A 22,544-nucleotide genomic window follows, 5' to 3' on the forward strand; every position below is an offset into this window, starting at 1 on the left:
ACCGGGAGGCGACGGACGTGACCGAGATACGGCGTGAGGTACTGACCCTGCCGGGCGCCGGGCTGGGGCCGGTGAACCCGCTGCCGCCGCTGCGCCCGCTCGACGAGGCGCACCAGCTCGACGACCGCGCGCTGGACGACCTGCCCCCCGACATGGCCCGCCAGCTCCGCTACGGCACGCTGCGCAGCGTGCTGCCCACGCGCCTGCTCGACGGGTACGGGCGTGAGCGCCGCGAACTCGCCCTGGACAGCGTCGTCCTGGAGAATGACCGGCTGCGGGTGACCGTGCTGCCGGGGCTCGGCGGGCGGATCGCGTCCCTGTTCCACAAGCCGGCCGGGCGTGAACTCCTGTACCGCAACCCGGTGTTCCAGCCCGCCGCGTTCGCCCTGAACGGGGCCTGGTTCTCCGGCGGCATCGAGTGGAACCCCGGCGCGACCGGCCACACCACGCTCACCTGCGCCCCGCTGCACGCGGCGCTCGTGCCCGCGCCGGACGGCGGCCGGATGCTGCGGATGTGGGAGTGGGAGCGGCTGCGCGACCTGCCGTTCCAGGTGGACCTGTGGCTGCCGGACGGCTCCGATCATCTGTACGTCGGCGTCCGCGTCCGCAACCCGCACGAGAAGGCGACCCCGCTGTACTGGTGGTCCAACACCGCCGTGCCCGAGGAGCGCCGCGTCTACGCGCCCGCCGACGAGGCATGGCACTTCGGCTACGAACGGTCCCTGCGGCGGGTGCCGATGCCCGTGCACGGCGGCGTGGACCGCAGCCGCCCGCTGAACAGCGAGTTCGCCGCCGACTACTTCTACGAGGTGCCCGACGGACGGCGCCGCTGGATCGCCGCGCTCGACGACACCGGGTACGGGCTGGTGCAGACGTCCACGGACGTGCTGCGCGGACGGAAACTGTTCGTGTGGGGGCACGGGACGGGCGGCCGGCGCTGGCAGGAGTGGCTGACCGAGCCCGGCACCGGCGGCTACGCCGAGATCCAGGCGGGCCTGGCCCGCACCCAGTTGGAGCATCTGCGGCTGGAGGCCGAGGGCGAGATGTCCTGGCTGGAGGCGTACGGGCCGCTCGACGCGGAACTCGGCGGCGACGACTGGCACGCCGGCGTGGACGCCGCCGAACACGCCCTGGAACGTGCCCTGCCGCGCGCCGCCGTGGACGCCGCGTACGAGGCGTGGCGGGCGTACGCCGATGCCGAGCCGGGGGAGCGGATCTCCACCGGGTCCGGCTGGGGTGCGCTGGAAGTGCTGCGCACCGGCTGGAAGTTGCCCGGCACGCCCTTCGACGAGTCGACCCTCGGCGCCGAACAGGCCCCCTGGCGCGAGCTGTTGGACACCGGGGTCTTTCCCGAGCAGCGGCGCGTCGGACCGCCCGGACCCTCGCTCGTCGCCCCCGCCTGGCGGGACACGCTGGAGACCGCGCCGGCCCGGCCGCTCTCCGAGTACCACCTCGGCGTCGCCCAGTGGCACGCGGGGGATCGCGCGCAGGCCGTACGCAGTTGGGAGCGCGGGCTCGAACTCGCGCCGTCGACCTGGCCGTTCCTGCGGTGCCTCGCTGTCGCGGACGCGGCGGACGGGCATCGGGAGCGGGCGGCGCAGCGGTACGCCGAGGCGTTCGACGACCTTTGCGCCGAGCGGCGGGACGAGGGGGAGGCGTGGGTGGCGGTGACGGCGGCGCTGGGGCGGGAGGCGATCGAGGCGCTTCTTCTTGTGGGGCGGGTCGAGGAGGCGGGGGGTGTGTGGGAGCGGGTGCATGTGGCTACGCGCCGGCGGGGGCGGTTTCGGTTGCTGGAGGCGGAGTTGGCGCTGGCGCGGGGGGACGTGGGTGCCGCGCGGGGGATCTTCGAAGCGGGCTTCGAGGTGGCGGACCTCCGGGAGGGCGCGGAGATCATAGGCGCCCTATGGACCCGAATCGCCCCGAACACCCCCCTCCCCCCAACCTACGACTTCCGCATGCGCCCCTGAACAACGGCCGTCGAGGCCAGCCCCGTGACGGTTCCCGCTGGGAGGGACGCTCAGACCAGCCCCGCAAGGGGCGCGGGGAACTGCGCGCCCAGCCACGACGCACCCGGCACTCTGGGGCTCCGCCCCAGCCCCCGCTCCTCAATCGCCGGAGGGGCTGGGAGTTGGCGCTGAGGTCAGCCCCGCCCTCCAGGCACGCCAGGGCCGGAGGCCGGGGGTTGGCGCTGAGGCCGGTTTCCTCAGGGGCGGAACTGCGCGAGACACGAAACACCGAAGCCGCAGCCGAGGCACACGCGTCACGCTCCCGGCGCTGGGGGCCTCGTCAGTTCGCCGGCTCGGGCCACTACTCGGCCCGCATGGACGACCAGGTCACGGGGAGGCATGTCGACGAGGACCTGCGGCACATTCTCACCCCGTACCAGGATGAAGTCCGCCGGATCCCCGGGACGGAATTCCGCCCGGGCGAGCCCCATCACGTCCGCACCCCCACGGGCGCCCACCGTGTAACACGCCGTCAGTTCCTCATCGAGCCGCACATCGGTGACCCAGCCGAGCAGATGCGCCCGGTGCAACATGTCCGCGTTGCCGAACGGACTCCAGGAGTCCCGCACCCCGTCGGACCCCAGCCCGACCCGCACCCCGTGCCGCTGAAGCGCGGTGACCGGCAGCACCAGCGACTCGCTCGGCGCGACCGTCGTCAGCGCGATGTCGAGTTCGGCGAGATCCACGGCCATGACGTCGAGTTCGGCCTCGCTCAGGAACGGCAGACAGAAGACATGACTGACCGTCACTTTCCCGCGCAGCGACAGCGCCCTGGTCCGTTCGATGATCCCGCGCAGCACCTCCGTACCCTTCGCGTCCCGGTCGTGGAGGTGGATGTCCACGCCGACGCCGTACTTGTCGGCGAGGCCGAAGACGAGGTCGAGCTGTTCGTCGAGGGCGTGGTCGAAGCTGATCGGGTCGATGCCGCCGACCATGTCGACGAGCCCCTCCCGGGCCGCCTGCTCCAGCAGCTTCGCCGTACCCGGGGTGCGGACCACCCCGTGCTGCGGGAAGCCGACGATCTGCACGTCCAGCGCGTGCGCGAGACGTTCCCTGGCCTGCGCGATGCCCTCGACGCCGGCCAGGCCGTACGCCGGGGCGACGTCGGCGTGCGCCCGCATGGCCCGCGTACCGCGCGTCACGGCGTGCGCCATCAGCCCGTACGCGCGCTCGCCCACCGATCGCTTCTGGGACCTGAACAGTTCGACGTCCCGCTCGCAGTAGTCGGCGATGCCGTCGGCCGGCTTGCGCGTCACCCACGAGCCGCCCCAGCTCGTCTTGTCGGGGTGGATGTGCGCGTCCACGAGCGAGGGCAGGGCGATGCGGCCGTCGCCGTGGACGACCTCAGCCCCCTTGGGTGCGGGCCCCTGAGCGATCTTGCCGTCGACCACGGTCAGGTCGACGGGCGTGGCCGCGCCGAAGGGCCGTACGTCACGGAAGACGACCGCGCGCCGGGGCCGCCGGTCCGCGCCGGAGACCGACGCCGCCTGGGCGGTGGCCGGCGTGCCGAGCGCGGTGCCGAGCGAGGCGGCACCGGCGAGGACACCGCGACGGGGCAGCGGCGGGGGAGGGGGAGTCATGCGGGGCTCCTGACGGGGGTGGCGGGCAGGGACGTTCAGAGGGGGAGGCCCGAACGCACCACGCGCGTGGGGGACGTGAGGACGGAGAGGTCGGCGAGCGGGTCGCCGGGGACGAGGACGAGGTCGCCCGCGAATCCCCGTACCGGACGGCCCACCGTGTCGGCGAGCCCGAGCAGCCTCGCCGCGTTCGTCGTCGCGGTGCGGATCGCGTCCAGCGGGCTGAACCCGGCCTCGTGCATGAGGACGATCTCGCCGCCGATCGGATCGACCGTGCCGCCCGAGGAGTCCGTGCCCGCTACCACCGGCACGCCGAGCCGGTGCGCGGCCAGCGCCGCCTTCTTCAGCAGCGGCAGATACGTGCGGCCCCGCTCGTCGAGGACCGGGTCCGAGGAGCCGATCATCCCGGCGATGGCGCCGAGCGTCGGCGTGAAGTACGTGCCGCGGCGCCGCATCTCGTGCAGCGTGCGCTCCCCGACGAACGCCCCGTGCTCCAGCGAACGGATGCCCGCGCGCACCGCGTCGTCGCAGCCCTTCTCGCTGTAGCTGTGGCACAGCACGTCCTTGCCGTGGCGGCGGGCTGTCGCCACGATCTCGGAGAGCTGTTCATAGGAGTAGACCTGTTCCAGCGGGTCCTGCTCGGCGAGCCCGGCGCGCGGGTTGACGCGGGTCTTGATGACGTCGGCGCCGTGTGCCACGTTCACCTCCACGACCCGGCGCAGCGCCGCTGCCGACCGCACGCCGTCCTTCAGGCGGGCCAGGGGGGTGAGGTCCGGGTCGCCGAGGACGGTGTCGCCGAGGTCGGGGGAGACGAAGATGCCGGCGGCCTTCAGGCACGGCGCCCACTGCGGTACCTGGCGGGCGAGTTCGCGTACCGCGATGTCCTGGTAGAAGTTCGTGGAGCCGCTGCGCGCGGTCGTGGCGCCCTGTCGGACGGTGTCCTTGGCCTCGGCCACGGAGTTGAGGTGGATGTGCGCGTCGACCAGGCCGGGCAGGACCCAGCTCCCGTGCGCGTCCAGGCGCGGGGCGTCCTTCGGTACGGAGACCTTGTCGCGGTGGCCGGCGCCCTGGATCACGCCGTTCCGGATCACGACGACGGCGTTCTCGACGACGGCGCCGGTGGCGGGGTCGAGGAGCGTGCCGCCCTCCACGACGAGGTCACCGGCGGGGCCGGGCGTGCCCGGGCCTTGCCCCTGGCCCTGCGGGCGGCGCGGTGCGGGGGTGCCTGAGGCGGCGGTGGCGGAACCCGCGCCGGCGGCCAGGGCGGTGGCGGTGCCCGCGAGCACGGCGGAGGCGGCGAGGACGCCGCGGCGGGTCAGTCTGTCGGGCGGGGGCGGGGCGGGCTCGACGCACATGGGGGCTCCTTGCGGGGAGGAGTGGCCTGGCCCGACTTTTTGTATACCAAAATTGAAGGGGGTGGCAAGGATGGGCCCTCGCGGGCGGTTCCGGTTGCCCGGTGCCGGCTGGTCGGTTGCCTTTCGGTCGGTGGGGGCTTCCGGCACTCTGGGGCTCCGCCCCAGCCCCGCTCCTCAATCGCCGGAGGGGCTGGGAGTCGGCGGCGAGGCCAGCCCCCCATGGCCCCAGGGCCGGAGGCCGGGAGCGGGCGCTGAGACAAGCCCCGTAAGGGGTGCGGGGAACTGCGGTCACGTTCGCATGATTGGTATACCGAAAGATAGGCAGGCCACCCCCACCCGGCAGGGCTACGCCCTCGTCGCCCGGCGATCCGCGTACTCGAAGACCGAGCCGTCCGGGTGCACCGCGATCATGCTGCGGCCCGCCGGCGTCGCCATCGGCCCCGCGATCACCCGCCCGCCCGCGCCCGCGAGCACCGCCCCCGCTTCGTCGATGTCGGCGACCGCGACCGTCGCCGTCACCTTGCGCAGGATGTCGAGCGCCTGCTCGGGCCCGCTCATCAGCAGGAAGCAGCCGACGGCGGCCACCGCCACCCCACCGCGCTCCGAGCGCTGTGCCGTGCTTCCCGTGAGCTGTTCGTAGAACCGCACCGAGGACTCCAGGTCCTCGACGCAGATGCGCAGCGTGGTGCCCAGGATCTCCATGCCCGAAAGCCTAGTTGGCGTCGCGCCCGTACGTGATCACTTCCGCCGAGCGGCCGTTACTCCCCGCCCGCGCCGGGTACCCGCAGCCCATGGAACGCATCGACCGACCCCTGACCGAGGAGCTGACCGGACACGTCACGCACGCCGTGCGGGAGGCGGTGCGCGAGGAACTGGCCGAGGCCGTCCGTGAGGGCGCCGCCCGCCGGCGGCGCACCATGACGCTGAACGCCGCCGCCGCGGCCGCCGCACTGTACGCGGGCGCCGCGCTCGCCCTGACGCTCGGGCTCGTCCTCTCGCTCGGCCTGCCCGGCTGGGCCGCCGCCCTCATCATGGCCTCCGTGCTCGCCGTCGCCGCCTTCCTGCTGCGCGGCGCGGCCCGCCCCGAGCGGCCCACGGCACCCCGCGTGCCGCCGATGCCGCCCACCCCGCCGCCCGGCACCTGAGCCGCCCAGCACCTGATCCGCCCCGCACCTGACACGGCGTGCGTCCGCGGCGGCCGAGAGTGACCGTACGTTTGGGTGCCGCGCCACCGGGGACGCGGGAGGTCTGCCCCGATCCCGAACCCGGAGGAGACCGTGAGCCGACCCCGCGTCGCAGTGCGCGCCGAAGCCGGGACCGCCGTGCGCGCCGAAGCCGGGACCGCCGAGTACACCGGGTTCCGCCGGGCACCGGCACCGGCACCGGCCCCTGCCGCGTCCCTCGCTGCCCGGGCGGGCCTCGGCGTCACCCCGTACGGCACTGACGTGACCCCACCCCGCACGGCCGGCCGCGCTCCGTACCCGCCGCCGCCCGCGCGGGCCCGCGCACTCCCCTCCGAGGGCGCCCGGGCGGACGCGAGCGACCCCCACACGACCGACGGAGGTACCCCATGACCACCACCGCCCCTGCCCCCACCGACGCCGAACTGCGGGAACTCGGGCAGCAGTTGAGGGTGGACGCGGTGCGCGCCGCCGACGCCGCCGGGTCCGGCCACCCCACCTCCTCGATGTCCGCCGCCGATCTGATGGCGGTGCTGCTCGGGCGCACGCTGCGTTACGACTTCAGCCGCCCCGCCCACCCCGCGAACGACCGGTTCGTCCTGTCCAAGGGCCACGCGACCCCGCTGCTGTACGCCGCGTACAAGGCCGTCGGCGCCATCGACGACGACGAACTGCTGACCTTCCGGCGGCTCGGCAGCCGCCTCGAAGGGCACCCGACACCGCAGCGGCTGCCCTGGGTGGAGACCGCCACCGGCTCGCTCGGCCAGGGCCTGCCCGTCGCCACCGGTATCGCCCTCGCGGGCAAGCGCCTCGACCACCTCGACTACCGCGTGTACGTGCTGTGCGGCGACAGCGAACTCGCCGAGGGCTCCGTGTGGGAGGCCGCCGAACACGCCGGATACGAGCACCTCGACAATCTGACGGCCATCGTCGACGTCAACCGGCTCGGCCAGCGCGGACCCACCCGCCACGGCCACGACCTCGACGCGTACGCACGCCGCTTCCGCGCCTTCGGCTGGCACACCGTCGAGATCGACGGCCACGACGTGGAGGCCATCGACCGCGCCTACGCCGAGGCCGCCTCGACCACAGGACAGCCCACCGCCATCCTCGCCCGCACCCTCAAGGGCAAGGGCGTCGCCGCCGTCGAGGACCAGGAGGGCAAGCACGGCAAGCCGCTGCCCGACGCCGATGAGGCCGTCGCCGAACTCGGCGGCGACCGCGGCGCCCGCGTCAGCCCCCAGGCCCCGCCCGACGCCCACGCCCCGCACATCGCCCGCGACGGCGCCCCCGACCTGCCGCGCTACGAGGTGGGCGACGAGGTCGCCACCCGCGACGCGTTCGGCAAGGCCCTCGCCGCGCTCGGCACCGCGCGCGGCGACGTCGTCGCCCTCGACGGCGAGGTCGGCGACTCGACCCGCGCCGAGATGTTCGCGGACGACCACCCCGAGCGGTACTTCGAGTGCTACATCGCCGAACAGCAGCTCGTCGCCACCGCCGTCGGCATGGCCTCGCGCGGCTGGCTCCCGTACGCGACGACGTTCGCCGCGTTCCTCACCCGCGCCCACGACTTCGTCCGCATGGCGGCCGTCAGCGGCGCCGGCGTCAACCTCGTCGGCTCGCACGCGGGCGTCGCCATCGGGCAGGACGGGCCCTCGCAGATGGGCCTCGAAGACCTCGCCATGTTCCGCACGGTCCACGACTCGACCGTCCTGTACCCGTGCGACGCCAACCAGGCCGCGCGCCTCGTCGCCGAGAGTGCCCGTCTCGACGGCATCCGCTATCTGCGCACCTCGCGCGGCGCGAGCCCCGTCATCTACCCGCCCGAGGAGGAGTTCCCCGTCGGCGGCAGCAAGGTGCTGCGCTCCGGCGACGCCGACCGCGCCACGATCGTCGCGGCGGGCGTCACCGTCCACGAGGCGCTGCGCGCCGCCGACGAACTCGCCTCCTCCGGCATCCCCGTACGCGTCATCGACCTGTACTCGGTCAAGCCCGTCGACCGCGACACGCTGCGGGCGGCGGCCCGCGAGACCGGCTGTCTGATCACCGTCGAGGACCACCGGCCCGAAGGCGGCATCGGGGACGCCGTCGCGGAGGCGTTCGACGACGGCGAGCCCATGCCGCGCCTGGTCCGCCTCGGCGTACGCACCATGCCGGGCTCCGCGTCGCCCGAGGAGCAGCTCGCCGCCGCCGGGATCGACGCGGCGGCCGTCGTCGCCGCCGTCGCCCTGCTCGACAAGGAAGGCGTCACGGGCCCCCGCGCCCACTGACCGGGGCGCGCCCACGACGCCGTACGACGCAGGGAGGCAGCGCCCGATGACGAGCGGCACCCGCACGATCCGCGCCGGACGGCGCAGCGTGGAGGTGCACCGGCCCGACAAGGTGCTCCTCCCCGGCGACCCCGCCCGGGGCCGCGACGAGGTCACCAAGGAACGCCTCGCCGCGTACCACCGGGCGGTCGCCCCGCACATGCTGCCGCACCTGCGCGGCCGGCCCCTGATGCTGGAACGGCACCCCGACGGGCTCGACGGGCCCCGCTTCATGCAGAAGGACACCCCCGCGCACTACCCCGACTGGATCCACCGCGCGCGGGTCGGCAAGGAGGGCGGGACGGTCACGCACACCGTGTGCGACGACACCGCGACCCTCGTCTTCCTCGCCGACCAGGCCGCGCTCACGCTGCACCGCTGGCTCTCGCGCGAGGGCCACGTCAGCGAGCCGGACCTGCTGGTCTTCGACCTCGACCCGCCAGGCGACGACGCCTTCGACGAGGTCCGCGCCGCCGCCGGGCACGTGCGCGCGCTGCTCGACGCGATCGGGCTGCCCAGCGCGCCGATGACCACCGGATCGCGCGGTCTGCATGTCGTCGTACGCCTCGCTCCGCACCAGGACGTGGACGACGTACGGGAGTTCGCCAAGGAGGCAGCCGACGTGCTGGCCGCCGGGCATCCCGACACGCTCACCACCGCGCCCCGCAAGAAGGACCGCGGCGACCGTCTCTACCTCGACGTGATGCGCAACGCCTACGCCCAGACCGCGGTCGCCCCCTACACCGTCCGCGCGCTGCCCGGCGCCCCCGTCGCCACTCCGCTGACGTGGGACCGGCTCGCGGACCCGGACCTCGACGCGCGCTCCTTCGGTCTCGACGAGGCGCTCGCGCAGGCCCGCACCGACCCCTGGCGCGACCTTCCCGGCCGGGGCCGCGCCCTCGGTCCCGCCCGCCGCAAACTGCTTACGGTTCACGGGAGTTGAAGGTTTGGCCGGCGATCGACGGGTCACCCGCAGTCCGAGGCTCCCATGACGAATACGAAGAAGAACACCGCATCCCGAACCGACCACGACGACGACAACGACACGGAGAACACGTCCGGCACCGCGTCGGACGGCAAGGCCGGAGCGGACGCCGCACCGGGTCCCATGCAGGTGCTGCGCGAAGCGCGCGCCCAGCTCGCGGAGCTGACCGGCAAGGAGGCCGAGACCGTGTCGTCCTTCGAACGCACGGAGGACGGCTGGGAGTTGGAGATCGAGGTCCTGGAAGTGGCCCGCGTCCCCGACACCATGAGCCTGCTTGCGAGCTACCGCGTGAGCCTGGACCCGCAGGGCATGCTCACCGGCTATCAGCGCGTGCGGCGCTACGAGCGCGGCCGCGCGGAGTCCCGGCGGGGCTGAGCTGCCGGGCGGCCAGGCGGCCGCCGGCGTCCCGAGCCGGGCGGCGCGCCCCGAGGGCGCGCCCCACCAAGACAGAGAGGAGCGGACTCATGACCGTAGTCCCTGCACAGCAGTCAGGCGGCGGTGGCGGCACCAGTGGTCTGTACGACGTCCTCGAACTCGTGCTGGACCGCGGACTCGTCATCGACGCGTTCGTACGCGTGTCCCTCGTGGGCATCGAGATCCTCAAGATCGACGTCCGGGTCGTCGTGGCGAGCGTGGACACGTATCTGCGCTTCGCCGAGGCGTGCAACCGGCTCGACCTGGAGGCCGGCCCGCACCGTGACCCGGGTCTTCCCGACCTCGTCGGCGAGATGACCGAGTCGGGCGCGCGCGGCAAGACCAAGGGCGCCCTGTCGGGCGCGGCGCAGACCGTGTCCGACGCGTTCAACCAGGCGCGCGAGGAGAGCCAGTCCGAGCCCCGTCGCGCGCGCCGCGGCACCAGCCGCCGGAAGGAGGAGCAGGAGTGAGCAGCACCTACATCTACGGCATCGCGAGCGCCGAACACCCCTCGCTGCCCGACGGCATGGGAGGCATCGGCGACCCCGCGCGCAAGGTCCGGCTCGTCAAGGAGGGCCCCCTCGCGGCGATCGTCAGCGAGGCCCCCGACGACCTGCGGCCCAAGCGCCGCGACCTGCTCGCCCATCAGAGCGTGCTCTCCGAGGCGGGCGGCGGCGGACCCGTGCTGCCCATGCGGTTCGGCTCCCTCGCGCCCGACGACGAGGCCGTCGCCGCGGTGCTCGCGGAGCGCGCCGAGCACTACCAGGAGCGCCTCGGCGCCCTGGAGGGCAAGGTCGAGTACAACGTGAAGGCCCAGCACGACGAAGAGGCCGTCCTGCACCGCGTGATGTCCGAGAATCCCGAGGTGCGCACGCTGGCCGAGGCCAACCGCAAGAGCGGCGGAGGCAGTTACGAGGACAAGCTGCGGCTCGGCGAACTCGTCGTCGGCGCCGTCCAGGCCCGCGAGGCGGAGGACGCGGTCGAGTTGCAGCAGCTCCTCCAGCCGGCCGCCCACGCCATGTCGACGGGCCCGGACAGCACCGGCTGGCTCGCCAACCTCTCCTTCCTCGTCGACCAGAAGTCCTCCGAGCACTTCCTGGCCGCCGTGGACGAGCTGCGCCGCAGCCACCCGCATCTGGAGCTGACCGTCAACGGCCCGCTGCCGCCCTACAGCTTCGTCGAGCCCGGGCCCGCCTCCTCCTCGGGAGCGGAGTGAGCCCATGGGGCTCATCAAGGAAGTACTGCTGCTCCCGCTCGCTCCGGTCCGCGGCTCGCTGTGGGCCATGGAACAGGTCCTGAGCGAAGCGGAGCGTCAGTACTACGACCCCTCCGCCGTGCGCGCGGAACTCGCGCGCCTGGAGGAACAGTTGACGTCCGGTCAGATCGACCAGGAGACGTTCGACCGTATCGAGGACGAACTCCTCGACCGGCTGGAGGCACAACAGTGAACCGAGCAGCGCTCGGCCTCGCGGTAGGGGCCGGATACGTCCTTGGACGTACGAAGAAGATGAAGCTGGCGTTCGCCGTCGGCACGATGGTCGCGGGCAAGCGGCTCAAGCTGAGCCCGCGCGCGCTCGCCGAGATGGCGCAGACGCAGTTGCAGAACAACCCGCAGTTCAAGGAGATCGGCGACCAGCTCAGGCAGGACCTGCGCGGCGTCGGCAAGGCGGCCTCCGGCGCGCTCGTCGAGCGCCAGATCGAGGGCCTCGCGGGTCGGCTGCACGACCGTACGGCAGGTGTCCGCGACCAGCTCGCGGGCGTCGCCCCGGACACCGACGACGTACGCGAGGCCGGGGGGCGGGCCGGCGGCCTGCTGCGCGGCAAGCGCGGGCGCCGCCAGGAGCCGGACGACGAGGAGGCCGACGAGCGCGACGAGCGCGACGAGGACGCCCGGGCCTACGACGACGAGCCGGACGAGGGCGGCGACACGGACGCCGAGGACACCGGCCGCGACGGCCGGGACCCGCGCGGCCGGGACGCCGACGACGGCGACGCCGCCGACGAGGACTCCGACGACGACGGGGAACGCGGCGCGCGGCGCGGCCGGAGCGGGCAGGCGCCGCGGAAGAAGGCTCCCGCCAAGAAGGCCCCCGCGAAGAAGACCGCCGCCAAGAAGACCTCGGCGAAGAAGCCGCCCGCGCAGCGCACCGCGTCCAAGACGGCGTCCGCGGCGAAGAAGACCGCGGCCAAGAAGACGGCCGGCTCCGCGCGGACCGCTGGGAAGGGAGGCCGTGGCCGTGGCTGACTCCGCGAAGAACCCGCTCGGCGGACTGGCGAAGAGTCCCGCCGCCGACCATCTGAAGTCCGAACTCCAGGACTATCTCGCCGCGCAGGCCGTCCGGCTGCTCACGGGCGCCGGCCGCAAGCTCGGCGAGACGACCGTCAAGCTGAACGACATCGCCGAGGGCAACAGCCCCGGGTTCGCCAAGCTGGCCCTGGACGGCGGGCGCAAGATCGCCGAGGGCAAGGGCCCGCTGCGCAGCGCCGTCGAACTCGGCGCCGGGCGCCTGAAGGACAACGTCATGGACGCGGTCAAGGGCCTCGGCTCCAAGGGCGGCAAGCGCAAGGGCGGCGCCGGCAAGAAGCCCACCGTCATCCTGGAGTACGTGGACGTGGGCGTGGACCTGCGCACCGCGTACGACCAGTGGACGCGCTACCAGGACTTCTCCACGTTCGCCAAGGGCGTCAAGAGCGCCGACCGCGCCGACGACGTCACCTCGGACTGGCAGCTCAAGGTCTTCTGGTCCAACCGGAGTTGGAAGGCGCGCACCACCGAGCAGACGCCGGACGACCGGATCGTGTGGACCTCCGAGGGCGCCAAGGGCACCACGAAGGGCGTCGTCTCCTTCCACAAGCTCGCCGACCGGCTGACCCGGGTGCTGCTCGTCATCGAGTACTACCCGAAGGGCCTGTTCGAGAAGACCGGCAACATCTGGCGCGCCCAGGGCCGCCGGGCCCGCCTGGACCTCAAGCACTACGCCCGGTACGTGACCCTGCGCGGGGACGTGCCCGAGGGCTGGCGCGGTGAGATCGAGGACGGCGAGGTGGTCCGCTCGCACGAGGACGCGGTCGCCGAGGAGGAAGAGGCCGAGGCCCAGGGCGGCGAGGCCGGCGGCGAGGGCGCCGAGGGGCCCGACGAGTCCGAGGACGCCTACGACGACGAGGGCTACGAGGACGAGGACTCCGGCGCGGACGACGAGGACGCCGACGAGGACACGTACAAGTCCCGTGACGACGAGGGCGAGTTCGAGGACGAGGACGGCTACGACGACGCCTACGAGGGCGACGACGCCGACGCCGAGGCCGACGACGACGCCTACGAGGACGAGCACGAGGGCGACGAGGACGACGTCTACGAGGACGAGGAAGAGGACGACGAGCGGGGCGGGGCGCGGCGGGAGCGCGTCGCCGGTGGGGCCCGCCGATGACGACACCGAGCCGCTTTCCCGGCCCGTCCCAGGGTGAGGGCGGGGCCAACCTCGCCGACATCCTGGAGCGGGTCCTCGACAAGGGCATCGTCATCGCCGGCGACATCCGCATCAACCTGCTCGACATCGAACTCCTCACCATCAAGCTCCGCCTGATCGTCGCGTCCATCGACAAGGCGAAGGAGATGGGCATCGACTGGTGGGAGGACGACCCGGCGCTCTCCTCGGGCGCGCGCCGCAAGGAACTCGCCCGGGAGAACGCCGAGTTGAAGGAACGACTCGCCGAACCTGAGCGGCTGCAGGAACTGGAGCCGGCCGAGGCCGACCGTTCGCGGTCGGAGCCGGAGCCGGAGCAGCGGTCGCGGAAGGGTGACACCGCATGACGAGGACCGGCGACCTGCGCTATGTGTACGCCGTGTGCAGGCCTCTGGCGGCGCCGCTCCAGGCGGAACTGGTCGGCGTCGCCGGCCGGCCCGCCGAGCAGGTCGAGCACCACGGGCTCGTCGCCGTCGTCGGGTCGGTCCCGGAGCGCGACTTCGCCGAGGGCGCGCTCCGGGCCCACCTGGAGGACCTGGACTGGCTCACCGAGACGGCCCGCGCCCACCAGAACGTGATCGGCGCGCTCACCACCGTCACCAGCCCGCTCCCGCTGCGCCTCGGCACCGTGTTCCGCGACGACAGCGGCGTGCGCGCGATGCTGGAGGAGGAGAGCGAACGCTTCCGCACCGGCCTCGACCGGCTGGAGGGCCGCGTCGAGTGGGGCGTGAAGGTGTACGCGGGGGCCGCCGCGCGCGAGGAGCGCTCCGCCCGCGCAGGCGGGCAGCCCGCGTCCGGCCGGGACTATCTGCGCCGCCGCCGCGCCGAGCGCAACGCGGAGGAGGAGACCTGGCAGCGCGCCGAGCGCTTCGCCCGCGAGCTGAACGACGACCTGGCCGCGCGGGCGGTCGCGCTGCGGCTGCACCCGCCGCAGAACCCGGAGCTGTCGCGCACCGACGACCGCAACGTCCTCAACGCCGCGTACCTGGTGGACCGTACGCGCTCGGAGGAGTTCGTCGAGCGCGTCGAGGCCACCAAGGACCAGGAGCCGGGGCTGCGCGTCGAGTTGACCGGGCCCTGGGCCGCGTACTCCTTCACCGGCGACGCGGCCGGGGACGCGAGTGAGGACGGGCCGGCGGGCGAGGCCCGGGACGCGGGCGCCGCCGCGGAGGAAGGGGGGAACCGATGACCGTCGTCGAGCGGCGGGAGATCGCCCTGGTCGACCTGCTGGACCGGCTGCTCGCGGGCGGCGTGGTCCTCGCCGGGGACATCACCCTGCGCATCGCGGACGTCGACCTCGTACGCATCGACCTGAACGCCCTGATCAGCTCCGTCAACGAGCAGGTCCCCTCGCCGTGGCCGGAGGAGCTGTGACCGCCCCCGCCCCGCGCCCGGACGACCGCGGGCACACCCGGGACCCCAGCGACCACGAGATCGCCGCCGCCATCGCCCGCCACGGCCTCGACGCGGCCGAGCACAGCCTCGCGCGGGAGGACCGCGCGGAGCCCGGCGCGCGGTACGAGGACGCCGCACCGGCCGCGGCGGAGCGCGGGGCGCGGACCGAGCGGCGGCGCGGCAGGATCGAGATCGAGCCCGACACGGTCGAGCGGGACCTGATGAAGCTCGTCCTCACCGTCGTCGAACTGCTGCGCCAGCTCATGGAGCGCCAGGCCGTGCGCCGCTTCGACACCGGCGATCTCAGCGAGGACCAGGAGGAGCGGATCGGCCTCACGCTGATGCTCCTCGAAGACCGCATGGAGGAGCTGCGCGACCGCTACGACCTGCGGCCCGAGGACCTCAACATCGACCTCGGACCGCTCGGCCCGCTGCTGCCCCGCAACTGACCCGCCGCGCGGGGGCGGGTTCAGCCGACGCGACACAGGGCCTCGCCGTGCACCACCGCGAACCAGGCGTCCTCGTGGGCGCCCCACGCGCGCCACGCGTCGGAGACCGCGGCGAGCCTCTCCGGGCTCGCGTGGCCGCCGGACGTGGCGCGTTCGGCGTACGCGGAGGCGACCGTGCGGTCCGCCCACAGCCCGCTCCACCAGGCGACCTCGTCGGGCGTCGCGTAACACCACGTACTGGCCGACGAGGTGACGTCGCCCGCCGCGAAGCCCGCCGCCAGCGCCCAGGAGCGCAGCCGGCGGCCCGCGTCGGGCTCGCCGCCGCCTGCGCGGGCCACCTCGCGGTACAGCTCCAGCCAGTCGGTCATGCCGGGCGACTCGGGGTACCACGTCATCGCCGCGTAGTCGGAGTCGCGGACGGCGACCAGACCGCCGGGCCGCGTCACCCGGCGCATCTCGCGCAGCGCCGCGACCGGGTCGCCGACGTGCTGGAGGACCTGATGGGCGTGGACCACGTCGAAGCTGCCGTCGGGCCAGTCCAGGGCGTGCACGTCGGCGGTGGTGAACTCCACGTTGTCCAGGCCCCGTTCGGCGGCCGTGGCGCGCGCCCGCTCCAGCACGTCGGCGGCCCGGTCCGCGCCGACGACGTGCCCCTCGGGCACCAGTGCTGCCAGATCGGCGGTGATGGTGCCGGGGCCGCAGCCGATGTCCAGGACGCGCATGCCGGGGGTGAGCGAACCGAGCAGGTAGGCCGCCGAGTTGGAGGCGGTGCGCCAGGTGTGCGAGCGCAGTACGGACTCGTGGTGGCCGTGGGTGTAGACGGCGGTCTCCTGCGGCATGACGCGGACCTTCCGGTGCGACGGCGGCCCGGGCGGACACCCCGGCCGATGCGCTCCACCGTACGCCCGTAAGGCCGGATGGTGAGATACCCGTATCATTATGTGGGCAGGGGGTGGAGGTGGGCCGGGGTGTACGCATGTGAACGGCGGTGGGCGGCACCGGAGTTCGGCGCCGCCCACCGCCGTCGTCACGCGGAAGGGAAGGGTGGGGGAGGGGTCAGAGGATCGTCAGCGGGCGGTACACGCGCAGCGCCTCGTGCTGCTTGTCGATCCACAGCTCGGGCCCGCACTCGCCGACCTCCCCGTCGTACGCGAGCGGGGTGCCCGGCGCGATGCCGCCCACCCGCAGCCGCGTCATGCGCGTCGCCGCGTGGAACGGGGAGCGCGACAAGGGCCCCGACAGCGCCGCCGCCAGCAGCCGCACCCCCGGCAGCCGGCCGCCGTTCACGGTCCGCACATCCAGCAGGCCGTCCGCCAGATCGGCGCGCCGACCGGCCGTCAGACCCATCCGCCGATACGTGCAGTTGCCCGCGAACAGCAGCCACAACGGCCGCTTGCGGCCCCGCAGTTCGACCTCCAGCGGGTGATCACGGCGCAGCACGTGGATCGCGCCGACGACATCCGCGAGCCGCCCGCCGATCCGCCCCGACCAGCGCTCCCGCTCCCGCACCAGCTCCGGATAGGCGCCCAGGCTGAACGTGTTGAGGAAGATGCCCGTGCCCTCCGACGAGCGGAACCGGCCCACGTCCACGGCGACCGCGTCCCCGCTCTCCACCGCCCGCACCAGATCGCCCGCGTCCTCTATTCCGGCGTCGTACGCGAAGTGGTTCAGGGTGCCGCCCGGGAGCACCGCAAGCGGCAGCCCGTGCGCGAGCGCCACCCGCGCCGCCGTGTTCACCGAGCCGTCGCCGCCCGAGATCCCGAGCGCGCGGGCCCGGGGCGCCGCCTTCTCCAGCATCTGCTCCAGATCGCCGCCCTCGAAGTCCAGGAACTCCGCGCGCGGCAGCGCGTCCTTCAGCGCCTTCACCTTCTCCGGCGTGCCCGCCCCGGTGTTCACCACCATCACCAGGCCCTCGCCGCCCGGCAGCGCCGGCACGTCGTCCACGAGCGGACGCCCCGGCGACGGCATCTGGTCGCGGGTGGGGACCAGACCCCGTACGGCGTACGCGGCACCGACCCCGAGAGCCGCGCCCGCGAGCACGTCACCGGGGAAGTGCGCGCCCGTGTAGACGCGGGACGCCGCCACCGAGAACGCCAGCGGCGCGATGGCCGCGCCCCAGCCCCGCGACTCCAGGGCCACGCCCGTGGCGAACGCCGCCGCCGACGCCGAGTGCCCTGAGGGGAACGACGTGGTGAACGGCTGCCGCTTGAGCCGCCGCACCATCGGCACCGGGTCCAGGGAGGGGCGTGCGCGCCGCACCGACCGCTTGCCGAGCGTGTTGATCGTCGCCGAGGCCAGCGCGAGCGAGGCCACCCCGCGCACCGCCGCCCGCCGGGCGCGCGGCGACCCGCTCAGCGCGAGCGCCCCGCCGACCGCGAACCACAGCACGCCGTGGTTCGCGGCGTGGCTCAGCTTCGGCAGCACCCGCTCGGCCCCCGGCCAGCGGGAGTCCGCGGCGAACTCGAACAGCCGCCGGTCGAGAGCGGCGAGTCTGCCGCGCAGCGTGGCCGGCGGGGTCGCGGCCCACGGCGGCGTGAACGAAGCGGTTTCGGAAATATGCGCACACATGGGGGGACGCCTACCCCGTAACGGCCCGCGCACCCCGCCCGGCCTCGGCTATTCGTTTGCCCGTCACCCGCGCGGACGTCCACAATGCGCGACATGGGACATCTGGAAGCCGCGCACCTCGAGTACTACCTGCCCGACGGGAGGGCGCTGCTCGGCGATGTCTCGTTCCGCGTCGGAGAGGGCGCCTCGGTCGCCCTGGTCGGTCCGAACGGCGCGGGCAAGACGACCCTGCTCAAGCTGATCGCCGGCGTCCTCCAGCCGCACGGCGGCTCCGTCACCGTCACCGGCGGCCTCGGCGTCATGCCCCAGTTCGTCGGCTCCGTACGCGACGCCACGACCGTGCGCGACCTGCTCGTCTCCGTCGCCACGCCCCGCATCCAGGCCGCCGCGAAGGCCGTCGACAAGGCCGAGCACGCCATCATGACCGTCGACGACGAGGCCGCGCAGATGGCGTACGCGCAGGCCCTCTCCGACTGGGCCGAGGCGCAGGGCTACGAGGCGGAGACGCTGTGGGACATGTGCACCATGGCCGCGCTCGGCGTCCCCTACGACAAGGCCCAGTTCCGCGAGGTGCGCACGCTCTCCGGCGGTGAGCAGAAGCGGCTCGTCCTGGAGGCGCTGCTGCGCGGCACCGACGAGGTCCTGCTCCTCGACGAGCCGGACAACTACCTCGACGTGCCCGGCAAGCGCTGGCTGGAGGAGAAGCTGCGCGAGACGCGCAAGACCGTCCTGTTCGTCTCCCACGACCGGGAGCTGCTCGCCCGCTCCGCCGAGAAGATCGTCAGTGTCGAGCCGGGCCCCGGCGGCTCCGACGCCTGGGTGCACGGCGGCGGCTTCGCCACCTACCACGAGGCGCGCCGCGAGCGGTTCGCCCGCTTCGAGGAGCTGCGCCGCCGCTGGGACGAGAAGCACACCCAGCTGAAGAAGCTCGTCGTGAACCTGCGCCAGGCCGCGTCCGTCAGCCACGAGATGGCCTCCCGGTACGCGGCGGCCCAGACGCGGCTGCGCAAGTTCGAGGAGGCGGGCCCGCCGCCGGAGCCGCCGCGCGAGCAGGACATCACCATGCGCCTCAAGGGCGGCCGCACCGGCGTGCGCGCGATCACCTGCGCGGGCCTGGAGCTGACCGGCCTCATGAAACCCTTCGACCTGGAGGTGTTCTACGGGGAGCGCGTCGCCGTCCTCGGCTCCAACGGCTCGGGCAAGTCGCACTTCCTGCGGCTGCTCGCCGGCGACGACGTCGCGCACACCGGGGCGTGGAAGCTCGGCGCGCGTGTCGTGCCCGGTCACTTCGCCCAGACGCACGCCCACCCCGAGCTGCAGGGCCGCATCCTCCTCGACATCCTCTGGCGCGACCACGCCAAGGACCGGGGTGCGGCGATGTCCCTGCTGCGCCGGTACGAGCTGACCGCGCAGGCCGAGCAGAAGTTCGAGCGGCTGTCGGGTGGGCAGCAGGCCCGTTTCCAGATCCTGCTGCTCGAACTCGCGGGGGCGACGGCGCTGCTGCTCGACGAGCCGACGGACAACCTTGACCTGGAGTCCGCGGAGGCGCTCCAGGAGGGGCTGGAAGCCTTTGACGGTACGGTGCTGGCGGTCACCCATGACCGTTGGTTCGCGCGGTCCTTCGACCGGTTCCTCGTCCTCGGTACGGATGGGCGCGTCCGCGAGACGCCGGAGCCGGTCTGGGACGAACGCCGAGTGGACCGCGCCCGCTGAGGGGCTGAGAGCAGGCGCTGAGGCCAGCCCCCCGCCCCTCAATCGCCGGAGGGGCTTGATTTACCAGCGCTGAGGCCAGCCCCGTAAGGGGCGCGGGGAACTGCGCGCCCAGCCACGACGAACCCCGCACCCGGCGACGACGCCTGGGGCTCCGCCCCAGACCCCGCTCCTCAATCGCCGGAGGGGCTTGAATTACCGGCGCTGAGGCCAGCCCAGTCCTCCAGGCGCGCCCAGGCCTGGGATTTGGGGGTGAGGGCAGCCCCGGGAGGAAGGGTCAGGTGCCCTTGACCTGGTCCAGGAGCGCCTCGCTGAACGCCTTCAGATCATCCGGCTTACGGCTCGTGACCAGCACGTTCGAACCGGCCGTACAGACCTTGACCTGCTCATCGACCCACGTACCCCCCGCATTGCGAATATCCGTGGCGAGGCTGGGCCACGACGTGAGCGTGCGCCCGCGCACGACATCGGCCTCCACCAGCGTCCACGGCGCGTGACAGATCGCGGCCACGGGCAGCCCGCGCGTGAAGAAGTCCTTCACGAAGGCCACCGCGTCGGCGTCCGTGCGCAGCAGATCCGGGTTGGCGACGCCGCCCGGCAGCACCAGCGCGTCGAACCCCTCCGCCGTCAGCCCGGACACCGTCTCCTGCACGGGGAACGTGTCCGCCTTGTCCAGATGGTTGAACGCCTGGATCTCGCCGGACCGCGTCGACACGAGGACGGGCTCGCCGCCCGCGTCCCGCACCGCCGCCCACGGATCGGTCAGCTCGACCTGCTCGACTCCCTCAGGCGCCACCAGGAACGCGATACGCATCTTCCGCTCAACTCCCTTGCTCTGTCGTACTGTTGTCTTGCTGCCGGCTCGCTGAGACGCTCAGTTCGGCCAGCCGTCCGGCTCGGCGCCGCTGATGTCGGCCAGCGCCGAATCCGGGTCCTGCGCCAGCGCCAGATCGCCGAGGCTCACCATGCCGACGGGCCGGCCGTTCTCGACCACCGGCAGCCGGCGCACCGCGTACTCCCGCATCAGCGCCACCGCCTCCGTGACGGGGTCCTCGGGGCCGACCGCCACCGGGTGCGGTGTGCACACGGCCCGCGCGCTCACCGTCAGCGGGTCGACGCCCTCGGCGACGGCCCGCAACGCGATGTCGCGGTCCGTGAGCACCCCGATGATTCTCCGGCCGTCGGCCACCAGGACATCACCGATGTCCTGCGCCCGCATCAGCTGGGCCGCCTCCACGAGCGACGCGTCCGGTCCTACGGTCACGACGCCGGGCGTCATGACGTCCCTCACCACATCGGCCATGGGATCCCAGGCCCTCCTGCTCCTCGGGTGCTGTGCAGGGGCCCCGGACGGGCGGACGCCGCCCGCCCGGGCCCGTCTCACTCCTCGGCGCCGACCACGGCCCGCGCCAGCTCCGACGCCGTACGGAACACGGTCTTCTCGGGCAGGTCCGCCACCAGGTCCACCAGCTGCTCCGGCGCGCCGCGCTCGCTCAGCGTGCCCGCGAGTGTCGCGGGGGTCGCCGGGAACGACGTCCGGCCCAGTTGACGGCCCAGCTCATGACGGACCGCCTCCATCCGCGCCCGCGTCGGGGCGACGGGACCGCCCGCCACCTCCGGGTCGTCGTCGGCGGCCGGCTCCGGGTCGTGCCACTCCTCCGTACGCGTGGGATGGCCCGAACGCAACAAGCCCTGCAGTTCGTGCTTCATCTCGTCGTCGCGGTGCGCGCTCAGCCGGTCGCTGCCTCGCTGCATCTGTCGTCCCTCCAGTGTTTCGGGGCCGGGCGACGCGTACCCATGGCCCCGCCGGTGACACCTGCCGGTCCCACCGGCTTGAAACGCGGACGGCGGGGGACCCGGCAACCCGAGAGGCCCCCTCACGGCCCGTTGATGCTCCGATCGGGTGACCGGTGTTTAGTGCCCCGCCCGTCGGGCAGGCGGTGATTAGTGCTTCGGACAGGAGGCACGTCCGTGGGAGGGCACGCGTCGCGTGTCCACGGCGGCGGTCTGGATCAAGGCCGCGGACCGTACCGCCCCGGGTGTGTCCACTCGTATTCGGGGTGCGACTCCCACGGTGACCACCGAACCAAGGCACCCTCCCCAGGGAGTTGCGAGCCCATGCGTACGCGAACCAGTGCACCCCTCAACCCGGTGCAGCCCGCGCGTCGACACCCGCACGACGACGCCCCCGACACCACCGAAGCCTTCGAGAAGCTCGCCGAGCTGCCCGAGGGCCCCGAGCGGACCGAACTGCGCCAGGAAGTGGTCGAGGCATGGCTGCCCATGGCCGAGCGCCTCGCCGGCCGCTTCCGCAACCGCGGCGAGTCCTACGAGGACCTGCGCCAGGTCGCGGCCCTCGGTCTGGTCAAGGCGGTGGACCGGTACGACCCCGAGCGCGGCAACGCCTTCGAGTCGTACGCCGTGCCCACCGTCACCGGCGAGATCAAGCGCCACTTCCGGGACCACATGTGGACACTGCATGTGCCGCGCCGCGTCCAGGACCTGCGTAACCGGGTCCGTTTCGCGCAGCAGGAACTGTCCCAGACCATCTCCGGGCGCGCCCCGACCCTCACCGAGATCGCCGAGCACGCGGGCATGACCGAGGACGAGGCCCGCTCCGGACTCGAGGCCCTGGAGAGCTTCACCGCGCTCTCCCTCGACGCCGAACTGCCCGGCAGCGAGGACGGCTACTCGCTCTCCGACGCCCTCGGCTCCGCCGACCCCGCGCTCGACACCGTCGTGGACCGCGAGGCCGTCAAGCCCCGCATCGCGGCGCTGCCGGAGCGGGAGCGGCAGATCCTGTACATGCGGTTCTTCGGCGACATGACCCAGTCCCGGATCGCGGAGCAGCTCGGCATCTCGCAGATGCACGTCTCGCGGCTGATCAGCCGCTGCTGCGACCGCCTCCGCGACCAGGTCCTGGCCGACGCCGCCTGACCCCAGCCCCGGGCCCCTGTCGAGGGGCCCGGGCCCGACCCCGGCCGAATCCGGGGTCGTCCAAAGCTCGATCCGGCCCGATCCGAAGGAAAGGCCGGCCCTAGGTGTATTGACCCGCAGGGTTGTTCACACGGCTGATCGGTGGTTGGCCGCCGAGTGCGGTGTGGCAGCGGTGGTGGTTGTAGGTGTGGAGG

General features: G+C 73.4%; 24 protein-coding genes. 16 read left to right on the forward strand and 8 right to left on the reverse strand.

Going from position 1 to position 22,544, the window contains the following annotated elements:
• Positions 1–17 precede the first annotated feature (17 nt).
• Complete coding sequence (locus tag ACZ7LY_RS30320) at positions 18–1,967, forward strand: DUF5107 domain-containing protein (RefSeq protein WP_471627934.1); 1,950 nt, start codon at positions 18–20, stop codon at positions 1,965–1,967.
• Positions 1,968–2,260: 293 nt separating this feature from the next.
• Here the strand turns inward: ACZ7LY_RS30320 and ACZ7LY_RS30325 are convergent, their stop codons facing one another.
• The 3 genes from ACZ7LY_RS30325 to ACZ7LY_RS30335 form a co-directional block, all read right to left on the reverse strand.
• Positions 2,261–3,586 (reverse strand): amidohydrolase, encoded by a 1,326-nt coding sequence (locus tag ACZ7LY_RS30325; protein ID WP_471627935.1) that lies wholly within the window; start codon positions 3,584–3,586, stop codon positions 2,261–2,263.
• A 35-nt stretch (positions 3,587–3,621) separates the two neighbouring features.
• Positions 3,622–4,938 carry an amidohydrolase family protein gene (locus ACZ7LY_RS30330; RefSeq protein ID WP_471627936.1) on the reverse strand — a complete coding sequence of 439 codons (1,317 nt, stop codon included), beginning with the start codon at positions 4,936–4,938 and terminating at the stop codon, positions 3,622–3,624.
• Between the two features lie 345 nt (positions 4,939–5,283).
• Positions 5,284–5,640 (reverse strand): VOC family protein, encoded by a 357-nt coding sequence (locus ACZ7LY_RS30335; RefSeq protein WP_471627937.1) that lies wholly within the window; start codon positions 5,638–5,640, stop codon positions 5,284–5,286.
• An 89-nt stretch (positions 5,641–5,729) separates the two neighbouring features.
• Between ACZ7LY_RS30335 and ACZ7LY_RS30340 the strand changes: the two genes are divergently transcribed.
• The 13 genes from ACZ7LY_RS30340 to ACZ7LY_RS30400 all read left to right on the forward strand — a co-directional run bounded on the left by ACZ7LY_RS30340 (position 5,730) and on the right by ACZ7LY_RS30400 (position 15,135).
• Positions 5,730–6,083, forward strand: coding sequence for a phage holin family protein (locus tag ACZ7LY_RS30340; protein ID WP_471627938.1), 354 nt, complete (start codon positions 5,730–5,732; stop codon positions 6,081–6,083).
• 425 nt (positions 6,084–6,508) lie between these two features.
• Positions 6,509–8,389, forward strand: a complete 1,881-nt coding sequence (locus ACZ7LY_RS30345) for a transketolase (RefSeq protein ID WP_471627939.1) — start codon at positions 6,509–6,511, stop codon at positions 8,387–8,389.
• A gap of 46 nt (positions 8,390–8,435) precedes the next feature.
• Positions 8,436–9,371, forward strand: coding sequence for a non-homologous end-joining DNA ligase (gene ligD, locus ACZ7LY_RS30350; RefSeq protein WP_471627940.1), 936 nt, complete (start codon positions 8,436–8,438; stop codon positions 9,369–9,371).
• Between the two features lie 45 nt (positions 9,372–9,416).
• Positions 9,417–9,788: a gas vesicle protein GvpO gene (locus tag ACZ7LY_RS30355; protein WP_471627941.1), complete on the forward strand. Its 372-nt coding sequence runs from the start codon at positions 9,417–9,419 to the stop codon at positions 9,786–9,788.
• Between the two features lie 89 nt (positions 9,789–9,877).
• Positions 9,878–10,297 (forward strand): gas vesicle structural protein GvpA, encoded by a 420-nt coding sequence (locus ACZ7LY_RS30360; protein ID WP_471627942.1) that lies wholly within the window; start codon positions 9,878–9,880, stop codon positions 10,295–10,297.
• The gene (locus tag ACZ7LY_RS30365) at positions 10,294–11,043 is read left to right on the forward strand and encodes a GvpL/GvpF family gas vesicle protein (protein ID WP_471627943.1); all 750 of its coding nucleotides are present in this window, start codon (positions 10,294–10,296) and stop codon (positions 11,041–11,043) included. The genes ACZ7LY_RS30360 and ACZ7LY_RS30365 overlap by 4 nt, the downstream gene beginning before the upstream one ends.
• Positions 11,044–11,047: 4 nt before the next feature.
• Positions 11,048–11,275: a gas vesicle protein GvpG gene (locus tag ACZ7LY_RS30370; protein WP_471627944.1), complete on the forward strand. Its 228-nt coding sequence runs from the start codon at positions 11,048–11,050 to the stop codon at positions 11,273–11,275.
• Positions 11,272–12,072: a DNA primase gene (locus ACZ7LY_RS30375; RefSeq protein ID WP_471627945.1), complete on the forward strand. Its 801-nt coding sequence runs from the start codon at positions 11,272–11,274 to the stop codon at positions 12,070–12,072. The genes ACZ7LY_RS30370 and ACZ7LY_RS30375 overlap by 4 nt, the downstream gene beginning before the upstream one ends.
• Entirely contained in the window at positions 12,059–13,255 is a 1,197-nt protein-coding gene (locus tag ACZ7LY_RS30380; protein WP_471627946.1) for an SRPBCC family protein, read from the forward strand. The genes ACZ7LY_RS30375 and ACZ7LY_RS30380 overlap by 14 nt, the downstream gene beginning before the upstream one ends.
• Complete coding sequence (locus ACZ7LY_RS30385; protein WP_471627947.1) at positions 13,252–13,638, forward strand: gas vesicle protein; 387 nt, start codon at positions 13,252–13,254, stop codon at positions 13,636–13,638. Before ACZ7LY_RS30380 ends, ACZ7LY_RS30385 begins: the two co-directional genes overlap by 4 nt.
• Entirely contained in the window at positions 13,635–14,480 is an 846-nt protein-coding gene (locus ACZ7LY_RS30390; RefSeq protein WP_471627948.1) for a GvpL/GvpF family gas vesicle protein, read from the forward strand. Before ACZ7LY_RS30385 ends, ACZ7LY_RS30390 begins: the two co-directional genes overlap by 4 nt.
• Positions 14,477–14,665 carry a gas vesicle protein gene (locus tag ACZ7LY_RS30395; RefSeq protein ID WP_471627949.1) on the forward strand — a complete coding sequence of 63 codons (189 nt, stop codon included), beginning with the start codon at positions 14,477–14,479 and terminating at the stop codon, positions 14,663–14,665. The genes ACZ7LY_RS30390 and ACZ7LY_RS30395 overlap by 4 nt, the downstream gene beginning before the upstream one ends.
• A gap of 206 nt (positions 14,666–14,871) precedes the next feature.
• Positions 14,872–15,135 carry a gas vesicle protein K gene (locus ACZ7LY_RS30400; RefSeq protein ID WP_471627959.1) on the forward strand — a complete coding sequence of 88 codons (264 nt, stop codon included), beginning with the start codon at positions 14,872–14,874 and terminating at the stop codon, positions 15,133–15,135.
• A gap of 20 nt (positions 15,136–15,155) precedes the next feature.
• On the opposite strand, the gene ACZ7LY_RS30405 is transcribed toward ACZ7LY_RS30400, so the two are convergent.
• Together ACZ7LY_RS30405 and ACZ7LY_RS30410 are read right to left on the reverse strand one after the other, a co-directional pair.
• The gene (locus ACZ7LY_RS30405; protein ID WP_471627950.1) at positions 15,156–15,974 is read right to left on the reverse strand and encodes a class I SAM-dependent methyltransferase; all 819 of its coding nucleotides are present in this window, start codon (positions 15,972–15,974) and stop codon (positions 15,156–15,158) included.
• A gap of 217 nt (positions 15,975–16,191) precedes the next feature.
• The gene (locus ACZ7LY_RS30410) at positions 16,192–17,703 is read right to left on the reverse strand and encodes a phosphatase PAP2 family protein (protein ID WP_471627951.1); all 1,512 of its coding nucleotides are present in this window, start codon (positions 17,701–17,703) and stop codon (positions 16,192–16,194) included.
• 93 nt (positions 17,704–17,796) lie between these two features.
• Here ACZ7LY_RS30410 and ACZ7LY_RS30415 point away from each other — a divergent pair, with 93 nt between their 5' ends.
• Complete coding sequence (locus tag ACZ7LY_RS30415; protein ID WP_471627952.1) at positions 17,797–19,416, forward strand: ABC-F family ATP-binding cassette domain-containing protein; 1,620 nt, start codon at positions 17,797–17,799, stop codon at positions 19,414–19,416.
• Positions 19,417–19,690: 274 nt separating this feature from the next.
• On the opposite strand, the gene ACZ7LY_RS30420 is transcribed toward ACZ7LY_RS30415, so the two are convergent.
• The 3 genes from ACZ7LY_RS30420 to ACZ7LY_RS30430 all read right to left on the reverse strand — a co-directional run bounded on the left by ACZ7LY_RS30420 (position 19,691) and on the right by ACZ7LY_RS30430 (position 21,168).
• On the reverse strand, positions 19,691–20,227 hold the full coding sequence (locus ACZ7LY_RS30420) for a type 1 glutamine amidotransferase domain-containing protein (protein ID WP_471627953.1): 537 nt from the start codon (positions 20,225–20,227) through the stop codon (positions 19,691–19,693).
• Between the two features lie 60 nt (positions 20,228–20,287).
• The gene (locus ACZ7LY_RS30425; RefSeq protein ID WP_471627954.1) at positions 20,288–20,716 is read right to left on the reverse strand and encodes a CBS domain-containing protein; all 429 of its coding nucleotides are present in this window, start codon (positions 20,714–20,716) and stop codon (positions 20,288–20,290) included.
• Between the two features lie 77 nt (positions 20,717–20,793).
• Positions 20,794–21,168, reverse strand: a complete 375-nt coding sequence (locus tag ACZ7LY_RS30430; protein WP_471627955.1) for a DUF2795 domain-containing protein — start codon at positions 21,166–21,168, stop codon at positions 20,794–20,796.
• 363 nt (positions 21,169–21,531) lie between these two features.
• Here ACZ7LY_RS30430 and ACZ7LY_RS30435 point away from each other — a divergent pair, with 363 nt between their 5' ends.
• Positions 21,532–22,350: an RNA polymerase sigma factor SigF gene (locus ACZ7LY_RS30435; RefSeq protein ID WP_471627956.1), complete on the forward strand. Its 819-nt coding sequence runs from the start codon at positions 21,532–21,534 to the stop codon at positions 22,348–22,350.
• Positions 22,351–22,544: the final 194 nt, after the last annotated feature.

It is taken from the genome of Streptomyces sp. NPDC107550 (genome assembly GCF_055639095.1).

Bases quoted from the DNA above. Each gene is read 5' to 3' on its own strand.
- ACZ7LY_RS30325 (WP_471627935.1), bottom strand. From the start codon at position 3,586: ATGACTCCCCCTCCCCCGCCGCTGCCCCGTCGCGGTGTCCTCGCCGGT.
- ACZ7LY_RS30330 (WP_471627936.1), bottom strand. From the start codon at position 4,938: ATGTGCGTCGAGCCCGCCCCGCCCCCGCCCGACAGACTGACCCGCCGC.
- ACZ7LY_RS30335 (WP_471627937.1), bottom strand. From the start codon at position 5,640: ATGGAGATCCTGGGCACCACGCTGCGCATCTGCGTCGAGGACCTGGAG.
- ACZ7LY_RS30340 (WP_471627938.1), top strand. From the start codon at position 5,730: ATGGAACGCATCGACCGACCCCTGACCGAGGAGCTGACCGGACACGTC.
- ACZ7LY_RS30345 (WP_471627939.1), top strand. From the start codon at position 6,509: ATGACCACCACCGCCCCTGCCCCCACCGACGCCGAACTGCGGGAACTC.
- ligD (WP_471627940.1), top strand. From the start codon at position 8,436: ATGACGAGCGGCACCCGCACGATCCGCGCCGGACGGCGCAGCGTGGAG.
- ACZ7LY_RS30355 (WP_471627941.1), top strand. From the start codon at position 9,417: ATGACGAATACGAAGAAGAACACCGCATCCCGAACCGACCACGACGAC.
- ACZ7LY_RS30360 (WP_471627942.1), top strand. From the start codon at position 9,878: ATGACCGTAGTCCCTGCACAGCAGTCAGGCGGCGGTGGCGGCACCAGT.
- ACZ7LY_RS30370 (WP_471627944.1), top strand. From the start codon at position 11,048: ATGGGGCTCATCAAGGAAGTACTGCTGCTCCCGCTCGCTCCGGTCCGC.
- ACZ7LY_RS30385 (WP_471627947.1), top strand. From the start codon at position 13,252: ATGACGACACCGAGCCGCTTTCCCGGCCCGTCCCAGGGTGAGGGCGGG.
- ACZ7LY_RS30390 (WP_471627948.1), top strand. From the start codon at position 13,635: ATGACGAGGACCGGCGACCTGCGCTATGTGTACGCCGTGTGCAGGCCT.
- ACZ7LY_RS30395 (WP_471627949.1), top strand. From the start codon at position 14,477: ATGACCGTCGTCGAGCGGCGGGAGATCGCCCTGGTCGACCTGCTGGAC.
- ACZ7LY_RS30405 (WP_471627950.1), bottom strand. From the start codon at position 15,974: ATGCCGCAGGAGACCGCCGTCTACACCCACGGCCACCACGAGTCCGTA.
- ACZ7LY_RS30410 (WP_471627951.1), bottom strand. From the start codon at position 17,703: ATGTGTGCGCATATTTCCGAAACCGCTTCGTTCACGCCGCCGTGGGCC.
- ACZ7LY_RS30415 (WP_471627952.1), top strand. From the start codon at position 17,797: ATGGGACATCTGGAAGCCGCGCACCTCGAGTACTACCTGCCCGACGGG.
- ACZ7LY_RS30420 (WP_471627953.1), bottom strand. From the start codon at position 20,227: ATGCGTATCGCGTTCCTGGTGGCGCCTGAGGGAGTCGAGCAGGTCGAG.
- ACZ7LY_RS30425 (WP_471627954.1), bottom strand. From the start codon at position 20,716: ATGGCCGATGTGGTGAGGGACGTCATGACGCCCGGCGTCGTGACCGTA.
- ACZ7LY_RS30430 (WP_471627955.1), bottom strand. From the start codon at position 21,168: ATGCAGCGAGGCAGCGACCGGCTGAGCGCGCACCGCGACGACGAGATG.
- ACZ7LY_RS30435 (WP_471627956.1), top strand. From the start codon at position 21,532: ATGCGTACGCGAACCAGTGCACCCCTCAACCCGGTGCAGCCCGCGCGT.